Here is a 19,289-nt window from a genome sequence, read left to right on the forward strand (position 1 = left end):
TTATATAGGTCTAATCATTTGGAAATACGCAGAATATCCGTACCTTTGCACTGTGTTTTTCATAGTATTAGATTTAAGGTTAACAAAGGTTGGAGTACAGCGGTACTCCTTTTTTTATGTCCATACGTTTGGAATATCCTCGCAAAAGGCTTTTCTTTGTGGTAATACTTTAAAATAATAATGCCATGAAAAGAACACTGTTACTCATCAATCTTCTTCTACTCTCTGTATGTGTATTCCCGCAAGAGAATATCGAAGTAAACTATGCTACTATTAAAAAGTATGTGGAAAACCAGTCGGATGATTACCAACAGCTGATTGAACGCTTTGAAGCTAATGACAGCTTATTATCCTTAAACGATTACGCGCTAATCTACTACGGTCATTCTTTCACCCCAAAATACAAAGGGAGTATGGAGCTTTGGAAAGAGCTTGAGACGCTAATGGAAGAAAAGAAATGGGAAGAAGCCTATACCCTATTAAAAGAATGCCGGAAAAAGAATCCTGTATCTCTTAAATTACTCATTTATGCCGTGAATCTGGCGAGTGAGCTGCAAAGAGAAGAAGAAGTTCAGGCTTATATAGATAAATACATAAAACTTTCCTCTGCCATCATCTCCAGTGGAGATGGCACAAGCGAAGATACAGCATTTAAAGTCATCAGCGTCAATGATGAATATCAGATATTAAACAATGTCTTCAAAGTAGAAGGACTGAAGCAACAATCATTGGTGAACAAGTGCGACCTGATGGAATTTGAAAGCAGCCCATACTATGAGGGCACTCAAATCTACTTCGATATCAGCCGCTCACTGGACTATATGAAAGATTTATTCAAATAAAAACAATATCCCCTTCCTTCACTCCTAATTACCGTACTTGGTGATTGGAGAGCTGAGGAAGGGGATTTTTATCTATCAGATATTCCGGTTTATCAGATATTACCGGACAGTTTTTTCAATCCTTTCAATTCCGCCTTATCTTTCACCTCCATAATGCTGATGGCATAACCACCACCCGGAGCCGCTTTCAAATTCAGCACGGTCTTAGGAGAAACAATCCCTTTGCGGATTACGTAAGCCTGCGGATTTGTTTTATAATCAGCATCCTTTGCGTCCGCATAAACAGTAGCTATATACTGTTTATCAGCATCCAGAAAATCCAGTTTCAGAGTAGAAGCATGTCCCTGCTCACTGCTGGTACAACCTATAAACCAATCATTCGTACCTTTCGCCTTACGGGCAGCCGTGATATAGCGCCCCGGTTCTGCTTCCAGGTATCGGCTGTCATCCCAGTCCAGAGCCACATCTTTAATGAACTGGAAAGCATCCATAAAGCGTTCATAGTTCTCAGGTAGATCGGCTGCCATTTGCAAAGGGCTGTACATCGTGACATAGAGTGCCAACTGACGCGCCAATGTAGAGTTTACATGAGCGTGACTATTCGGATTCAGTTTATTCATATCCATTTCAAAGACACCCGGCGTATAATCCATCGGTCCGCCTTGCAGACGGGTAAAAGGAAGAATGGTCGTGTGGAAAGGCTTGCTGCCTCCGAAAGCTTCATATTCCGTGCCACGGGCAGATTCATTTCCTATCAGATTCGGATACGTACGGCACAAACCAGTAGGACGTACAGCCTCGTGGGCATTCACCATAATCTTATGCTTGGCAGCTTCGGTCACGGCATACAGGTAATGATTGTTCATCCACTGCCCATAATGATATTCGCCGCGCGGAATGATATTGCCCACATAACCGCTTTTCACGGAATTGTAACCGTATTGATTCATCAAGTCATAGGCAGCCTCCATGTGGCGTTCGTAGTTGCGTGCGGAAGCCGATGTCTCATGATGCATCATCAGTTTGACACCTTTGGAGTGAGCATACTCATTCAGGTATTTGATGTCAAAATCAGGATATGGAGTGAGAAAGTCGAAAACATAATCCTTGCTGTTGCCGAACCAGTCTTCCCAACCGATATTCCAGCCTTCTACCAATACCTGGTCGAAACCATGCTCCGCAGCAAAATCAATGTACTTCTTTACATTCTCCGTATTGGCGGGGTGAATACCATTCGGTTTCACTTTCGTATAATCCGTTTCATCCAGTTTTACGGAAGGAAGATCAAATGTATAAGCCCACGGCTTGCCTGCCGCAATCATTTCCCACCATACGCCTACATACTTCACAGGCTTAATCCAGGAAGTATCCTCATACTTGCAAGGATCATTCAGATTCAGTATCAGATTGGAAGCCAGCATTTCACGGGCATCATCACTGACTATCACCGTACGCCACGGAGTGTGACAAGGTGACTGCATATACCCTTTATCGCCCTGTGCATCCGGTGTCAGCCAGGATTCAAAGATAAGATTCTTATCATCCAGATTCAGGTGCATGCACGAATAATCCACCAAAGCAGCTTCATGGAGATTGAGATAGATTCCGTCTGCTGTTTTCATCTGGAGGGAAGTCTGTACACCTGTCGGCGAAAACTGGTTTTGTGACGCATTATCAGTAATGGCTCCCTGCATCAAACCGCGAATTTCCGAAAGTTTGGATTCCGTATAATCATATTCCTGAGTATCGTAATCACCGGGAATCCACCAGGCGGTATGATCGCCCGTCATAGCAAACTGGGTATGTTCGTCCTTTATCACGAAGTAAACCAAGTTCTTCTGTTGCGGAAACTCATAACGGAATCCTACACCATCATCATATACACGAAAACGAAGGTTCATATAACGATCTGTAGCGGGCTGTTTCAATTCAACCAGCAATTCGTTGTAGTGATTACGAATATCTTTCGTCTCTCCCCACACCGGTTGCCAGGTTTCGTCGAAGGTAGAGGTAGAAGCTTTCAGGACTTCAAAACCATCCAGCAGATTATTGGCATTCTTCAATTCCAGTCCCAAGGTACTGGGCTTAATCACGGATTTCCCTTTATACTCCACCTGATAGGTTGGAGCGCCATTTTTTGATAATTCAAAATCCAGCTTCACCTGGCCCGAAGGAGACGACACTCCTTCTGCTTTCCCCGCTAAGGCAAAAAGAAGACAAATTGCACTAAGCATTAACTTTCTCATAACTATACTTTTTATGGTTGCTATTAATAAATAAATTCAATCGTGTGTTTCACCCCGTCATCCGGCAATCTCAACATACAAAGATTCTGTTTCTTATCCGGACACCATGCAGTAACCTTGAACTCCATTTCCATTCCTTCATTCAGTTTTTCCGCTTTCATCTTCCTTACTTTCTGTCCGTCAATAAGTGCTTCCTTCGGCATCTGCCCGGTATAAATGCAAAACATCAGGTTGCGTTCTCCCGGAAGAGCATACTTCTCTCCCGCCCTTTCCCCGATTTCGAGCACATATCCCTTTTCCGTTGTCCGGCAAGATACAGGAGTACGCATAAATTCCCCACGCTGATACCCCAGATCAGTTCCTGCATCTTCATACAGGGAGAAAGACGTTTCGTCGCCCGCCGCAGCCGGAAATACCTCAAATGTAATCGGATAAACCGCTTTCTCATCCGTATAATTCATCACAGGCATCTGAGGGATGATACTTCCTTTCCGCACAAACATAGGAATGATATTCAGCGGAGCATTTGCCGTAGTCCACTGTTCGCCGCTATATTCCGTGCGCTTGTCATTATAATCAATCCAAGTACCTTCGGGCAGATAAACATTCTTATTAGTTGCCCCCTTCTTCACCACCGGAGCTACCAGCAGTTCGCTACCAAACATGAATTGTGCATCCGTAGAGACTGTTTCCAAATTCGCCGGATATTCCATAAACATAGGGCGCATAATCGGCAAACCCGTTTCATACGCTTCGCGGGCATAAGTATAAATATAAGGCAGTAAGCGATATTTCATTTCTATGGCAGCTTTAACGTTCTTCTCCGCTTCCTCCCCAAAAAGCCACGGTTCTACCGCCACATCTCCTTCATGGTGAATACGGCTCAGAGGATTAAACGCTCCCAACTGTACCCAACGGGTATAAAGTTCCGCCATAGCGGGATAATCTTCAATATCCCCGCAATAACCGGAAATGTCACATGCTACGAAAGGAATCACACCCAGTCCGGCAGATAAAAGTACCGGGATCTGATTAGCCATCTGTCCCCAGCCTTGCAGCACATCATCTCCATTGCCGCAATCTCCGGTCCAGCCGAAGGTGTAACGCTGCAATCCTGCATAGGCGGCACGTGTCATCTGGAAGACACGAAGATCCGGATTCCGTTTCTCAAACTGTTCCTTTACCACCTTATCCCAGGTCAGACCATACACGTTATGAATTTCATCGTGCATACCCAGGTGGTGTTTCATTACAAGACGTTCCGTTTGTTCCTCATTGCTCCAGGCAGGTTCACCCATATCCGTCCAGAAGCCGGCAATGCCATCATCTATCGGTTTCTGCTGATAAGCTCCCCACCAGTCCGCCACTTCGGGAATGGTAAAGTCCACCACACCGCAGTTGCCACCCCACGGCCAAGGCATATCATAGCTCTTACCCGTAGTGGAGTCTTTCACCAGATAACCCAAGCGGTCCGCTTCTTCCCATTGTTTTTTATTAGCCTGAGAGATAACCGGGTCTTGCGAAACAATCACCTTGAAACCCATCGCTTTCAGGTCGGCAAGCATCTTCTTCGGATTCTGATAGTTTTCTTTCCGCCAGTTGAAGTCCTGTAGGTATTGTGTCCAGCCTATATCCTGATAGATGATATCGCAAGGAATACCACGCTTACGGTATCCTTCGGCTATTTCATAAGAGAGCTTCTCGGTAGTCAGCAGGCCGCGGCATTGTGCAAAGCCCAGCGCCCACTTCGGAGGCATGATGGGTTGTCCGGTCAATGCGACATACTGTTTCATGATTTCCTTATAATCCTTACCGAAGATGAAATAGTAAATCATCTCCCCACCAGGAGCTTCAAAGCTGTAATAATCACGGCTTTCAGTGCCGAATTTGAATTCTGTCTTATACGTGTTATCCAGAAATATACCATAGCGATAACTGCTCATAAAGAAAGGAATACTTTTGTACAGGGGATCTTCCACAACGCTGTAACAAGGTTTATCACTGTTCCACATCTTATAAGATTCGCCTCGGCGGTCCAGCTTGCCGGTCTTCTCACCCAAACCGAAGAAATGCTCATCTCGGCGCAGGGTCTTATACTCCACTTTACGCTCTCCATCGCTGATATGCCCCTTGTCGGCATAGTCGCTGAACAAAAGCTTCTGATACTTGTCGAATATCTGCAAGCTGAACGGAGCCTTGTTGATGCGGATACGCAATTTAGGTGTAAATATCTCATAACAGGCATTCTGTTCGTCCACCCGAACAGTGCCTACATCTTCCAATTCTTCATTAATCACCGCAAAGGAAGGATTTCCCCGCTGCAACTTACCGTCCGGCGAAAACCAGACGCGCACAACGGAGGGACTGCAAAGTTGCAACTGCACAGCTGAATTATCGTCTAAATGAAACGTAACGTCTCTCCCTTCCTGCGAATAAGAAGTACAGTTTCCCGTTACATTTCCGCCATATAAGTGCGGAGACAGGCAACACAGTATTAAAAATAAATATATATATTTTCTCATGGTTCTATATCTTTTATAATTTATTCTATTACAATCATGCTCCAGTATTTCAGTGAAGGAAGCGTAAAGGTTATCGCTCCGTCTTTCTGTTCAAAAGCTAATTCCTGCGAAGCTCCGGCATGTGCATCGGGAGTAGCTACCCACACTTTGCTCACTTTCCCCGCAACATTCAGTTTCAAGGGCACTTTAGTCACCAACCGTGGTTCGGGCATTGTCCCGTTCAGGTCTCTCCAACTTAAACTGTTTGCACTAAGGAAGTTCAGCAGATGAACCACCTGTTTGCCGTTCACCCTTCTGGCAAAAGAAGTAATAGCTGATTTCTGTGGCGGCCAAGTGTTCAGATTCAGATTCTTGCTTGCATCCGTACATACCAAAGTTACCTTCTCCTCCTCCCCGCCATCGCGAAGAAGATTCTGATAAGCAGTCATAAAGTCATAATAGCGCACAACAGCCGTCTTCAAGGCATCACTCATCTGCAAACGGGTATTTGGAAAATATTCACTGCACAACATGTGGTCGCCTCCCAATTCCAAGTGCGAACCTCCCAGAGCAAACATCACCGCATCCGTCAGCAAGATTCCCGGCATATTGAACTCACCGGAACCTTTTTCATAATTCATATAAGCCGCAAATACCGTCTTCAATGCCTGATTTCCGTACTGATGGTTCGCTTTCAGGATCGTATATAAATCCGTAAAATCAGCTTCATCCCCCCAAACTTCATTATACAGGAAATCCACTTTCCCCGTACCTGCAATTTGGGATGCACCATAGCTGCTTACTGCATTCATCACCAAGCGCTTATCAGGATGTTTCCCCTTCATAGCTTCAATAAACGAAACATAAGTCTTAGGCAGATTCACCTTATTCCCCTTGTAATCATAGCGGTCGCCACGATTTCCCAACTGGTCTATCTGATAGCCGTCAAAGTCAAGATTGGCATAGACATCATCGTTGCGCTGGGCAATATATGCCTGCCATTCGGCATTACCCGGATCGAGCAAATAGATATTGCTTTTCCAACTGTCGGGCAATGGATGCGCATCCTTATCCGTATGTCCTGTACCTTTAAAGATGTACCACTCTTCTTTCACACCGTCACCTGCTGCATCATCGAGCGCACCGAAACAAAGATTATAGAACATCGCCTTCATTCCAAACGAGTGCTGAATTCGGATATAATCCTTTACCGACTGTGTATAGATATCCCGGTTGGCAATGTCCTTATATACCGCATCGAGATGTTCACGCGTACCGCCTAATGGCCAGTGGTGCTTGTTGTGCCAATCCTGAAACTGCACACCATTGATATGGCAACGGTTCAGAAAAGCCATTTCCTCCTGAATTTTACTTTCCGTTTTAGAAGCGTCGAAAGTGGCGACAAAGCCATAACGCGGAAAGCGTGTCCAGTCGCTGGATACATCGACGGCAATAGTACCGAGAATGACTTCCGTACCGTCTTCTTTAGTGCGATAGACATCTGCCAGATATCCGGTAAAATCCGTTGCAGGGGCAGTCCACGTCCAGGAACTGCCTGCGACTGCCTGTTCGGAGATTACCTTATTCAAAGTACGGTAACGTACCTTTGCTCCCGCAGGCAGGGCATCGGCTGTGAAGGAAACGGTTTCACCCGGTTTGTAACAAGCCTTGTCAGTAGTCAGGTTCACGGTTAAATCGGAGGTAACGGGAGTGACATCAGTCACTCCTCCGGTTTCTCCTCCACCGCCGTTACCACCGCCGGTTTCATCATTGTCTTTGCTGCACGAAGCCAAAAAGAACATGGCAGCCATTGCATAAACTATATATTTCATCGTTTCACTGTTTTACTATCGAAATAGTCTCTTCCAACTGATTCAGAGTAATCTTATAAGAACCAGCCGTCGTAATCTTCCATTTCAGGTCGATACCTCCAATCATTACATCCAAGTATTGAGCTTTGAAAGCATCGCTGGCCTTATCCAGGAACAACATCGGTTCCGTCTCGCCCGAAGGCTGCTTATCAGCTACGGTCGGCATAAACCAGGCACCGTTCCAGTCCTCTTTCTTATCACAGGTCAGCTTCAACTCACCCACGTTCAGTACACCTTGCCAGGTAAATACATACGGATTATTCGTGGCCTGCATCGGCGTAGCATCTCCAACGCTCCATCCCGCAGGCGCAGCATCCCCTACCATATAAATCATCTCATAAGGAACAAATTCGCTCATCATCATGCGCTCTTTCCCTGCACGGATATCGACACATATCTTATAGGCCTTACCACATTCGGCATCTTTCAGCACCCATTTATTGTCAGGATCGAACCCTTTCACAAATACCATTTCCGTATCGGTGTAAGCGGCATTGGCATTCTTTGCTTTATACATGCTCTCCCAGCTTCCTTCCGAAGTTCCGAACTTGAATTCCCCGCCCTGGCCTGCATCAAACAAACGGGCATAGCGGAACAGGAACGGATCGAGCACATCCTTTTTCATCGGCACAAATCCCCAGTCGTTCATACCTCCAACGAAATAAAGCTGATCGTAAACCGGTCTGAGGTTCTCGGTCTGAGTCAAGGTGACAACACCGGTAAACAGGTTCGCTTCAACAATATAGTTGAACTCTTCTTCAATCGTAAACGATTCGTCCGGCTGATCGGCACTGGTACGAAGCACCAGCTTTCCGTCAGTTCCTTTGTTGTACGACGGCAAGAAAGAACCCAGCGTAGTGATAAACTTAAAGGAACCCGCAGTCATTTTTCCCGTCCATGTAAAGATACCATTGTCTTTCCGGGTCATTTCCGTTGCATCGTCCGCACTCCAACCGCCGGGAGTGGCATCACCTATCAGGTAAAGAGTGGAAGTCAACGGTTTGTAGGCAGTGACACTAAAAGAGGTGGTGGCCACCTGCGTCTCTTCCCGATCCGTTACTTTAGCTGTCAGGCGTGCTTCCAGAGAAATGTTTTCAGTAGTTTCCGCACCGAAATGCTCACGAAGGATGTTATTCAATTCCTCCACGTTCTTCTTCCAGGTATATTCTTGCACGACATTCTCCAAAGCCACATAAGGAGCGGCAAAATTACTGCCCGCCTTGGCAAGTTCCAGTGTATAGGAAATCTTATTTCCCGTACCATAATTCGTGCCCGTTGTCCAGGAGAGTTCCAAGGCATCATCGCCATGCGCCTGTTCGTTCAAAACGACTTCCGTGTTGCTGGTGGAAAGCACCAGTTCATTGTGCCCCTTGTCCAGTTCCATATAGTCATTGTCCACGCATGCAGACAGTGCCATGCAACCCAGCAATGCAAATACTAAATGTGAAATATTTCTTTTCATATTCTTCTTCTGATTTAAGTGATTAATAACCCGGATTCTGTGTCATCAGTATATTCGCATCCATTTCCGTCTGCGGAATGGGGAACAACAGGCGACTCTTGTTCACACTGTTCTTGCCGATGGATTGCAGGAAACGGATGGCATATTCTCCATTATTGACGCGGATCATATCGAACCAGCGATGTCCTTCGAAAGCCAGTTCCATGCGCCGTTCGTGAATAATCTTCTCACGCATCGCCTCCTGTGACAGGCCCGAAACTTCCGGCAGTCCGGCACGTTTGCGAACTATATTCAGGGGAGCGGCAGCTTGGCCGGGTTGTCCCATTTCATTCAGCGCTTCCGCTTTCTTCAGCAAGACATCCGCATAGCGGTACACAACAAAGTTATTGGGGTTCGTATTGTATTCCGGCGAAATAGTCTTGGACACCAGGAATTTGCGCACGTTATATCCGGTATTGGAATAAGAACTCTTGTAAGTCTTCCCGTCGAAGTCCGGACAACCTGCATAAAGAACCGTCAGTTCTTTCCGTTTGTCACCTTCTTCATACTGGCTCACAAATTCCTCCGTAGGCTGATTCCAGCCGTAGCTGCCTGCAACAAAGTCCGAGTTGCGGGGCCCCATGAAAGTGGAAAGCCAGGAAGACTGACCGTCCGTTCCCCAGAAATCATATTCCGTACTTCCGGAATACTGCACTTCAAACAGAGATTCGGGACCGTTATTGATAGTAGCATCGAAGTTATTTTCATACTTACAGGTGGAAAGGTCGTAACCTAGGTTCGTAATCTCATTGCACAGTTCCACCACGTCTTCATAATAACTCGTATGGTTGGGAGCCAGTGTCAGGTAAATATCCGCCAGCATGGCAAGGGCGGCATCCTTACAGGCACGTCCTTTTTCTTCTTCATTATATTCCGCTTTCGCCGGAAGCAAATCGACCGCATTCTTACAGTCCGAAATGATCTGCTCATAAGTCTGATCCAACGTAGTGCGTGCTATTGCAGTAGATTCACCCGGATTATAAGGTTCCAGACGCAAAGGAACGCCGCCATACAAACGGGCTAAGATATAATAGTAATGGGCACGAAGGAAATATGCTTCACCCATACAACGGTTCTTTATGCTTTCCGATACGGCTTCGGCCTGCGGAAGACTGGTCAGCACAATGTTACACTGCCCGATACCTACCCACGGAGAACGCCACATATACAGGGCCATACCATTATCGCTCTGCGTGATAAAATTGGATGCCTGTATGGTTTCCAGACCATCTGTACCACCGCCTGCACCTACCAGGCTGTTGCCCGCAACGATATCCAGCGACCACATACGCTGGTTGTAGAGATTGGAAGACTGAAGCGCCTTGTAGCAAGCATTTGTCAGTGCCACGGCCACATCATCGGTCACGGTTGTTTCAGGATCAACGGCATATTTGGGCGACTTATCCAAGAAGTCGTTACATGATACCAGCATCAATACAGCCAGCACGTATAGTAAGTTTGTTATCTTTTTCATATCCAAATCAATTAAAAGTTAAAGTTTAATCCTACACTGAATGTACGGGAAATGGGATAACGGGACAAATCAATACCGTTGATATCCACCTCCGGATCGAAACCGGAATACCCGGTAATGGTAGCCACATTCTCACAAGAAAGGGAAAGGCGTGCATTCTCTATCTGCAACTTCTGCAACCATTGTTTCGGGAAGGTATAAGAGAGAGTGATGTTCTTCACACGCAAGTAAGATCCGTCTTCTACAAAGCGGTCGGATACACGGCAGTTCTGATTAGGATCGCCGAACACGGCACGCGGCATGGAGTAGCTTGTCCCCTCTCCGCGCCAACGGTTCAGCACGTCAGTCGTCTGGTTGTATGCGGCAGCCATACCGACATTGTCGATATTGTTGGCGTTATAAATCTTATTGCCGGCCACTCCCTGAAGGAATACGGAAAGCTCGAATCCTTTATAAGACAAGTTATTGTTCATTGAGAAGAACCAACTGGGATTGGGATTACCAATCACTGTGCGGTCACTGTCGTTGATGACACCGTCGTTGTTCAAATCCCTGAAACGGATATCACCCGGTTCAGCTCCCGGCTGCACGGCATGCGCATCCACTTCCGCCTGGTTTTGGAACAAGCCATCCGTCACGTAGCCGTAGAAGGCATTAATCGGATAGTCTTTTGCCAGCATCGTCACATACGAGTTGTTGATCTGGTTGATATAGTAAGGAACCGCGCTGTTCAGGTCCTTAATCTTATTCTTATTATAAGTGGCGGTCACATTTGTTTCCCAACCCAGTTCTCCGGTCAGGTTGATGGTGTGCAGACTCATTTCCAAGCCCTGGTTGCGCACTTTACCGGCATTCGTATAAGTAGTGGTGGTATCTTCAAATCCCGATGTGATGGGGATGGATGCCTTTACCAACATATCCCTTGTCTCTTTCAGATAAGCATCCAGCGAAAATACGATCCGTGAATTGAACAGGGAAGCATCAAAACCGATATTCGTCTGTGCCACCTCTTCCCAATGGATGTAAGGATTGGCAAGCGTAGAGGAAACCAATGCGGTCTGATTGCCGCTCGTTGTTCCGAATGGATATACACTGGTGTTGTAAGATGCCAGGTAACTATAATTGCCGACACTTGCCTGGCTACCCGTCACTCCATATCCTACACGTATTTTCAGGTCGTTCACAACGTCATTCTTCGGGAACCAGCTTTCCTGCGAAATGCGCCATGCGGCAGATACAGAAGGGAAAGTACCCCAACGGTTCTTTTTGCCGAAACGGCTGGAACCATCGCGGCGGACAGTTGCCGTCAGCATATAGCGGTCTTCGTAAGAGTAGTTGATACGTGCCATGTAAGAGAGCAATGCCCATTCATTGGAACTGCCGCCGATGGCGTACATCTCCTGACCGTTATCCATTTCATGCACATTGTCGAACATGAAGACATTCTTCTGCGCATTCAGGTAATCATTCTCATTCCACTGTGCAGATGAACCTGCCATCACTCCCACACGATGCTTTTCTGCAAAGGTATGGTCGAACAGGAAATAGTTATCCCACAGATAAGTGAATGATTTATTATCGCTCTTGTAACGTGAAGTTTCTTCCGTTGGAATAGGCTTCCAATTATATTTCGGCGTGAAGTTATCGATGAACCAGAATTTGGCATCGTAACCGAAAGTGCTCTTGAATTTCAGCCATTTGGTAAAAGTCAGTTCCGCTGTCAGGTTGGCAAGGAAGTTATAACCTTTCGTCTGACTCTTGTTCAGTTGCGTAGGCCCTATCGGGTTGCGGATGCTACCGTACCATTCCGAATTACCTTCCGGCCCACTCCATGAGCCGTCTTCATTCTTCACCGGAAGAACGGGAAGAGCTTTCAGTGCATCACCGATATTATAGCTGCCCGAATCCTTCGTATCAGTGCTGAAAGTGATATTATTGGAGAACTTCAACCACTTCAGCACCTGTGCGTCGCTGTTGGACTGAAACGTAAAACGGCGATAGTTTACACTGCGCACCGTACCCGACTGATCGAGAAAACCACCGGATACATAATAATGAGACTTCTCATTTCCTCCGGAATAACTTACCGTATAGTTCTGCATCACACCCGTGCGCAGCAATTCGTCCATCCAGTCGGTACCTGCACCCAGTTCCGAAGGATTTGCCCAATTCGGGTTCGGGTTGCGACCGCTGTTCACCATCATATCATTACTCAAATCGGCATACTGGCTTGCGTTCAGCAAAGAAGGAATGTTCGTGGCATTCTGGAAAGCACAATTAGCCGATACCGACAATTTGCCTTTCCCTTCCGTTCCTCGCTTGGTGGTGATCATCACTACCCCATTGGCTCCACGCGAACCGTAAATGGCTGTAGCCGATGCGTCTTTCAATACGTCCAGGCGTTCCACATCCGCCATGTTCAGTGAAGACAGTCCCAGGTCGGTAGGCACACCGTCAATCACCACCAGCGGATCGCAGTTGTTAATGGAACCCAGACCACGAATCTTGATAGATACATTGTCACCGGGCTTTCCGGCATCCACTACCTGCACACCGGAGATGCGGCCCTGAATGGCTTGTCCCAGATTAGAAACGGGAGCATCTTTGATGTCCTTGCTTCCCAAAGAGGAAACAGCACCGGTAAGGTCACTTTTCTTCATGGTTCCATAACCGATAACCACCACTTCGTCCAGCATTTCACTGTCTTCCGAGAGTGTTACCATAATCTGTTTCTGTCCTTTCACGGGAATTTCCAAAGACTTATAGCCCACGAATGAAACTACTATAACGGCATCCGAAGGCACATTCAGCGAGAAATCGCCATCAATACCCGTTATCGTACCGTTCGTTGTGTTCTTCTGCACCACACTGGCACCGATAACGGTTTCTCCGGTCTGGTCTTTCACTACACCTTGTACTGTGATTTGCTGTGCGAACATGCACATCGGAAGTAACATTCCTATCAGACAAACCATGATTCGAAGCCTGATCGGCATTTTGTACTTTTGCATAATATAAGAGTTTAAAGTTAGTAATAAAAATATAGATTCACATGCATTTGTCCCCTCTGTGAAGGAACAATGCAAATGTATCTGATAAGAGGAAGCAATAAGGGGGAAAAGAGTGAAAAAGTAGTAGTTTTAGGTGTTTTACAAGACATAAAACACTAATAATCAATGCTATCAAGAAGATGCATTGTTCCAAAAAAGTAGTAAAAATATAAGCGTAAAAAAGACACTTATATGCCTTAAAAGTGTGGTTTTAGTCTCTCGACTTACCTATTTTCATTACTTCCTGTTCCAGTTGGTCACGGTCGCCCGCAGCTTTATTGCGAACTTTGGTACGGTAATTATAAATGGTAGTCACAGAATAGCGCAGGAATTGGGCAATCTTCACACTGTCAGTAATTCCCAAACGGATAAGGGCGAAGATACGCAGTTCGGTACTCATTCGTTCGTTGGCCTTGGGGTAAATCTGCTCCCCTTCGGCAAGCAGGGTGTTGAAGTCTTCTACAAAAGTGGGAAACAGTTGCAAGAAGGTATTATCAAAATTGGCATAAAACTCTTTCAGTTCTTCTTCTATGAACTTGGAAGATTTGATGTTTTTGTATAGCTCATCTACCTTGCCCGTAGCGGCTATCTTGCCTAATGAACGGCGATAGTTATCCATCTTTTCCAGATATACGGAACACTGGTCCATATAGCGGCCGATGTATTCCTCTTTCAGGTAGGAGTTTTCGGCAATGATGTGGTTGGCTTCTTTCAGTTGCAGATTGTAGCGGTGGAGTTCTTCATTCAATTCTTTCAGACGCTTGTTGGCATCTATCACTTCGTGACGTGCGGCTGCTACGCGTTTCATCTGCTTATACACATAGAAGATGGCAATCAGTAGGAAGATGGACAGCAAGCTGATAGAGACTAACGCCCATTTCATTTGTTCCTGTTGCTTTTCGGCCTTTTGCTGGTAAGTGTCGTTGATGAGGGGGAAAATTTGCAGGATTTCCAGAATACGCAACCGGGCGTTGCAGAACACGGCATCGTCCATACACAATTTCAGATACGAATAGGCGCGGTCTATGTCTCCTTCCTGATAGAGCAGCACAGCCAGTTTCCTCAAAGAAATATATTCGCGCACTGCGGACTTCATGTCTGCAATGGAGGAAAGAATCAAATACTCCTTCTCTTTTTCTGTGTCTTCTTTCAGGCGGTATGATTCTGATAAAGTGTAGGCACAGATTGCCACATCGTGCACATTGTCTATCTGTCCCGCCAGGTAGTCGGTCAATAACTGGATGGCTTTATCGAACTCGCCCCGCACATTGTGCTGGTCGGACTGAATCAGCGTGTACACCAGAAGATTGTCTTTGTTGACCAGCAACAGGGAATCACGGTATCTATCCGTTATCTCGGCATAGAGTTTTTTCTCCTGTTCCGTAACGGCATAATCGGCCATGAGGCCATAGACGGTACGGTAAATATGGTAATAATACGGGTGCAGGTCATCAGGTAGATGATTGATTTGTACGTTGTGCATCAGGTCGACTGCTTCTTTATACATGCCTGCTGTGCCCATAATCTCGGCAGTGTTCATGAGGGCGTTGTCCTGATGTTCCTTGTTTTTCATTCGCAGGGCTACCTGATATCTCTCGCGTGAGATGTAGAGCGAAGAGTCGGTGTTGTAGGAACGGTATTCATCCAGATATTCCCCCAACAGGGTAAAGCGGTTTTCGTCAGAAATGCGTTGTCTCAAGGCTTGTCTCAGGTCGTTCAGCTTCTTTTCTTTTTGCTCGATGTATACAGGGCGGTTTTGAATTACATGGTCCAGTTGGGATAAAAGGGAGTCTACAACATTGTTGGCGGCATGGAGCTGACACATACATACACAACATAATAGATATAAGGATGTGACTATTTTCTTCATCTGAGTTTCGATTGGTTAAAGGTTACTTCTACAAGAAGTTCTATGCAAAAATAAGTAAAATTTAATAGAATCCCATGCGGATAGCACTTAAATCACAATATCTTTAAAGTAAAGACGATAGTTTTTTAAAGAATGGAGATGCTTACATGTACATGTTAGCAATATTGACATGTGCATGTAGAGAAGGATAACATGTGCATGTGAGTAGCGCTAACATGTACATGTAAGTAAGTATATTCTTTAAGAACGGAGACGAAGAAGATATAATTCATATTATATCATCTATATTTATTTGATAGTTCTTGTCTATTAGAATATAATTATACTTTCTTGATATACATTGTTCCAAATTATACCTATTGGTTTTACTTACATCCTCAAAGGTTACATCTGTTGAGAGCCTTTTTTCTATAACATTTTCATATTCCAGAATATTCTGAAAACTATGCTTTATATATTCCTGACTGAATATAAGGCATACGTATTTTATTTGTTCTACATATTCATCCGTAAAATCCTTTTCCCAGCCAAAAGGAATATAACATCCTTCAATAATCATATTCTGGGAATTTTCAATACAGGTTTTTATCATCTCCCTGACGATTGGCCACAGATAGTTTGTTAGTTCTGTATCATTACTATCAGCAGGCAATTTACATTGCCCACTTCTAATAACTCCCATTTTCAAGTGATCTATTGACAAGTAGGGATATTTATATTTCTCCAATAGCTTTTGTGCTAACAGGGTCTTTCCCGTATGCGTATCTCCTGCAATAAGAATAATCATAAGTTTAAGGTATTTCTTCTATAAAATGAGTAGAATATTATATAATCCATACTTTTTGAATGTCTTTAATGCATACATATTTATAGCGATTTGCAAATATACAAAAGTGCTGTTTGATAATGTTGTAAACAACTATTTTTATTGAGCTACTCTTTGCTTCTTTACATTCATTTATAGTTCCGTATTTATTTCTTCAAAATCAGCATGATTAATCGCTGGAAGTAAAACTTCTAATATATCTTTTGTTCTTATTTTCAGGCTACAAGTATTTTCACATGGATGACAGCCTATATAATCTGCCTGGATAACGTCTTTATCAATTAATAACTTAACCTTATTCTCTTTGTCATAAATAAGTCCGAGAATACTTACAGCTCCGGGTGTTGTAAAAAGGAGTGTTGCCATATCTTCATCAGAAGCAAAAGAAAGGTGTGAACTTCCTATTTGCTTTGCAATACTTTTGGCTGATAGTTTTTTATTTCCCGAAAGTAGAAGCAAAAAGTACTCTTTCTGTTTGTTGACCAAAAACAGGTTCTTACAGGATGAAACACCCAGTTTCTGTGCTATAGTCATACCTTCTTCCATAGTCATAATGGAAGGGTGTTCTAAACGGGTGTAGTCGATACCTAACCTGTCAAGCGTATTGTAGATTTCTTGTTTCATTGGTAACTTTTCATTTTTCGGTCTCTTGCTCTTTTTGCTTATATGCACATTCGGTATTTGAGAATATTGCAAATATAGAGAAAGTGTAATTCACCGCAAATAATGAGCTGCACTTTTCTGCACATCATCGAGTTTACTGTTTACAGTTTAAAGCCTTTACTTTTCTTCGGATTACTAACAGCTTACTTTACATGGTAGTGACAAATGGTGTCAATGATTCAGTGATTTGTACCATTATGAATAATATTTCATTCTTTATAATGTTTGCCATGCTTCCATCAGAATATTTTTTGTACCTTAGTAGCATAAAGGAATACCACTTCTTCAAGTGGACTATATCTAATTGAAAATACGACAAGCAATATGAAAAATACTGTCATTATTATATTATTCGCTATGTCTTTGCTATCGTCTTGTACCATTCGGCAGGACTACAACCAGCAATTACTTAAGGCAGACTCACTTATGCAGCTGCGTCCGGATAGTGCCTTGAATATTCTTAAAAGCATTTCATCCGAAAAACTTTCTACACGAGCTGATAATGCATACTATGCATTGCTGCTGACGCAAGCGCAAGATAAAAACTTCGTTGTACAGAAGGATGATTCATTGATACAGATAGCGGTTCATTATTATGATTCTATTGGAGATACAAAGATGCAAGCAAAGGCACATTATTATTGGGGATGTGTGCGGAGGGATAAAGGTGAACATCTGAAAGCTATAGATGAGTATCATATATCGCATTCTTTTGCTAAAATGGCAAAGAATATTGAATTGCCAGCATTGATATATAGTAATGTTGCTTATTTATATTATGTCCAAGAATTAAATGAAGAAGCGGATTCTATCTATCAATTAGCAGAATTACTTGCTATTCAACAAAAAGATACTATCTCTCTAATTTATGCTTTATCACAACAAGGCATGATTAACCTTGAGAGAGGAAAACATTATTATTCAAGGGCCGAACTGCAAATGCAACAGGCATTGTTATTAGCTGAACATTTTTCAGATACTACTGTAAAAACTCCTGTATATGAATCTTTAAGTACACTTTATTGCGAAATGGGAGAAATAGAGAAGGCACTTCAATATGCCAAGCTTAACTATTACTCCCAAAGAGATACATTACATCGATGTAGAGCTTCTCTATTGCTAGGCGACGCATATTTTAAAAATGAACAATATGATTCTGCCGAGGTATATTTACAAAGTGTATTTACAGAAGATAGATATTATGATACTAAAGCAGATGCTTGTATGCGATTAGCTGAAATTGCAGAAATACATGGAAAAACAGAAATTATCGCAAAAATGCAACAAAAGCAGATTGCCTATATGGATAGTGCGCAACAAAAGTTACAGACACATGCTATACTCAAGAATATAGTGTCTCAAGAAAAATCTAATAATGATAAAATCAGAAAGCAATATCTATATTCTATTATTGTATTGGTTACATTTTTTTCTATTGCAGGATGTGCTATTGCTATGAATTACATTAGACGAAATAAGAAGCTGAAAATTGCAGAAGAACAGCAAAAACCAAAGTTAAAGGTGGAAATTAGGAAACACTCAATTATAGAAGAAGAATATCAAAGTTCAGCTGTATATATTAAATTAAAAGACATAGCGCGTACATTAATAAAAGTTGAGACAAAGGAAAATCTTAATGAGGAGGAATGGCAGCATTTGATTGTTTTGACAAATATAAAATGGAATGGAATCATCACTCACCTAAATACAAAATATAATTTGTCAGGAGAAGAAATTCAAATATGCTGTCTCTACTTGGCTGAAATACCAGTTAAACATATAGGCCATTTTATCAAAGGCTATGCTCGTAGTACCGTTCAACTAAAAGCAAAAAATCTATTGCAAAAAATAAAAGCGCCTAAAGGTAAATTGCTCAAGGATGTGCTGTTATCATTGTCTCAAGAACTTAAAGTTTAATTTTAAGCACTTTTTGAACATTGAAGGCACAAAATCGGGCACTTTTTGGACAGCAATTTATATGAAATGCGGTTAATTTTGTAACAAAAGAACAATTTAATCACATTTATTATGAAAGCACTATTACTTTTCTTGTTATTAGCTATAGGAAATATAAATATTTATAGCCAGACTTTTATTACTAGTCAAGTAATTGAATTTAAAGATAAAAGGCCGAAAGATAGAGGTGGGGATATCGGTGGAGATCTTCCTATAAGACGCAGCATTTCTTTTCAGCCAATTTATGCTTGGCTATATAATAATGTAATAAGCCTTGATTTTGAAGATTTATTGCCTACTATTACTATTAGTATAATAAATGAAACAACAGGTGTGACTATCTATTTAGAAAATTACAATAATCTCAATAGTATTATTATAGATTTGAGTACTGAAAAGAGTGGCTATTATCTAATTAGAATTGAATATGATGACATAATATTAGAAGGTAATTTTGTATTAGAATAATTTTTATCACTATTACCGCTC

The 19,289-nt window shown here is 43.2% G+C and carries 12 protein-coding genes; 3 read left to right on the forward strand and 9 right to left on the reverse strand.

The window, feature by feature from the left end:
* Window positions 1–185: 185 nt before the first annotated feature.
* The gene (locus tag K429_RS0126615) at window positions 186–842 is read left to right on the forward strand and encodes a DUF4919 domain-containing protein (RefSeq protein ID WP_029328735.1); all 657 of its coding nucleotides are present in this window, start codon (window positions 186–188) and stop codon (window positions 840–842) included.
* 92 nt (window positions 843–934) lie between these two features.
* Here K429_RS0126615 and K429_RS0126620 read toward each other — a convergent pair whose 3' ends face one another.
* The 9 genes from K429_RS0126620 to K429_RS0126660 all read right to left on the reverse strand — a co-directional run bounded on the left by K429_RS0126620 (window position 935) and on the right by K429_RS0126660 (window position 16,805).
* Window positions 935–3,088: a glycoside hydrolase family 97 protein gene (locus tag K429_RS0126620; RefSeq protein WP_029328736.1), complete on the reverse strand. Its 2,154-nt coding sequence runs from the start codon at window positions 3,086–3,088 to the stop codon at window positions 935–937.
* 23 nt (window positions 3,089–3,111) lie between these two features.
* Complete coding sequence (locus K429_RS0126625) at window positions 3,112–5,610, reverse strand: glycoside hydrolase family 31 protein (RefSeq protein WP_029328737.1); 2,499 nt, start codon at window positions 5,608–5,610, stop codon at window positions 3,112–3,114.
* A gap of 20 nt (window positions 5,611–5,630) precedes the next feature.
* Complete coding sequence (locus tag K429_RS0126630) at window positions 5,631–7,421, reverse strand: glycoside hydrolase family 66 protein (RefSeq protein WP_029328738.1); 1,791 nt, start codon at window positions 7,419–7,421, stop codon at window positions 5,631–5,633.
* Window positions 7,422–7,425: 4 nt separating this feature from the next.
* Complete coding sequence (locus K429_RS0126635) at window positions 7,426–8,922, reverse strand: SusF/SusE family outer membrane protein (RefSeq protein ID WP_029328739.1); 1,497 nt, start codon at window positions 8,920–8,922, stop codon at window positions 7,426–7,428.
* A 22-nt stretch (window positions 8,923–8,944) separates the two neighbouring features.
* Window positions 8,945–10,435 (reverse strand): RagB/SusD family nutrient uptake outer membrane protein, encoded by a 1,491-nt coding sequence (locus tag K429_RS0126640; protein WP_029328740.1) that lies wholly within the window; start codon window positions 10,433–10,435, stop codon window positions 8,945–8,947.
* Window positions 10,436–10,446: 11 nt separating this feature from the next.
* Entirely contained in the window at window positions 10,447–13,446 is a 3,000-nt protein-coding gene (locus K429_RS0126645) for a TonB-dependent receptor (RefSeq protein ID WP_029328741.1), read from the reverse strand.
* 250 nt (window positions 13,447–13,696) lie between these two features.
* On the reverse strand, window positions 13,697–15,355 hold the full coding sequence (locus K429_RS0126650) for a DUF6377 domain-containing protein (protein ID WP_029328742.1): 1,659 nt from the start codon (window positions 15,353–15,355) through the stop codon (window positions 13,697–13,699).
* Window positions 15,356–15,623: 268 nt separating this feature from the next.
* Window positions 15,624–16,142, reverse strand: a complete 519-nt coding sequence (locus K429_RS0126655; RefSeq protein ID WP_029328743.1) for a hypothetical protein — start codon at window positions 16,140–16,142, stop codon at window positions 15,624–15,626.
* Between the two features lie 171 nt (window positions 16,143–16,313).
* Window positions 16,314–16,805 (reverse strand): prolyl-tRNA synthetase associated domain-containing protein, encoded by a 492-nt coding sequence (locus K429_RS0126660; protein WP_029328744.1) that lies wholly within the window; start codon window positions 16,803–16,805, stop codon window positions 16,314–16,316.
* A 363-nt stretch (window positions 16,806–17,168) separates the two neighbouring features.
* On the opposite strand from K429_RS0126660, the gene K429_RS0126665 reads away from it, so the two are divergent.
* Together K429_RS0126665 and K429_RS0126670 are read left to right on the forward strand one after the other, a co-directional pair.
* Complete coding sequence (locus tag K429_RS0126665) at window positions 17,169–18,761, forward strand: lipopolysaccharide assembly protein LapB (protein WP_029328745.1); 1,593 nt, start codon at window positions 17,169–17,171, stop codon at window positions 18,759–18,761.
* 111 nt (window positions 18,762–18,872) lie between these two features.
* On the forward strand, window positions 18,873–19,268 hold the full coding sequence (locus tag K429_RS0126670) for a DUF3244 domain-containing protein (RefSeq protein WP_029328746.1): 396 nt from the start codon (window positions 18,873–18,875) through the stop codon (window positions 19,266–19,268).
* The last annotated feature ends 21 nt before the right edge of the window (window positions 19,269–19,289 follow it).

It is taken from the genome of Bacteroides sp. 14(A) (genome assembly GCF_000526555.1).
In the GTDB taxonomy this organism is placed as follows: domain Bacteria; phylum Bacteroidota; class Bacteroidia; order Bacteroidales; family Bacteroidaceae; genus Bacteroides; species Bacteroides cellulosilyticus.

Bases quoted from the DNA above. Each gene is read 5' to 3' on its own strand.
- K429_RS0126615 (WP_029328735.1), top strand. From the start codon at position 186: ATGAAAAGAACACTGTTACTCATCAATCTTCTTCTACTCTCTGTATGT.
- K429_RS0126620 (WP_029328736.1), bottom strand. From the start codon at position 3,088: ATGAGAAAGTTAATGCTTAGTGCAATTTGTCTTCTTTTTGCCTTAGCG.
- K429_RS0126625 (WP_029328737.1), bottom strand. From the start codon at position 5,610: ATGAGAAAATATATATATTTATTTTTAATACTGTGTTGCCTGTCTCCG.
- K429_RS0126630 (WP_029328738.1), bottom strand. From the start codon at position 7,421: ATGAAATATATAGTTTATGCAATGGCTGCCATGTTCTTTTTGGCTTCG.
- K429_RS0126635 (WP_029328739.1), bottom strand. From the start codon at position 8,922: ATGAAAAGAAATATTTCACATTTAGTATTTGCATTGCTGGGTTGCATG.
- K429_RS0126640 (WP_029328740.1), bottom strand. From the start codon at position 10,435: ATGAAAAAGATAACAAACTTACTATACGTGCTGGCTGTATTGATGCTG.
- K429_RS0126645 (WP_029328741.1), bottom strand. From the start codon at position 13,446: ATGCAAAAGTACAAAATGCCGATCAGGCTTCGAATCATGGTTTGTCTG.
- K429_RS0126650 (WP_029328742.1), bottom strand. From the start codon at position 15,355: ATGAAGAAAATAGTCACATCCTTATATCTATTATGTTGTGTATGTATG.
- K429_RS0126655 (WP_029328743.1), bottom strand. From the start codon at position 16,142: ATGATTATTCTTATTGCAGGAGATACGCATACGGGAAAGACCCTGTTA.
- K429_RS0126660 (WP_029328744.1), bottom strand. From the start codon at position 16,805: ATGAAACAAGAAATCTACAATACGCTTGACAGGTTAGGTATCGACTAC.
- K429_RS0126665 (WP_029328745.1), top strand. From the start codon at position 17,169: ATGAAAAATACTGTCATTATTATATTATTCGCTATGTCTTTGCTATCG.
- K429_RS0126670 (WP_029328746.1), top strand. From the start codon at position 18,873: ATGAAAGCACTATTACTTTTCTTGTTATTAGCTATAGGAAATATAAAT.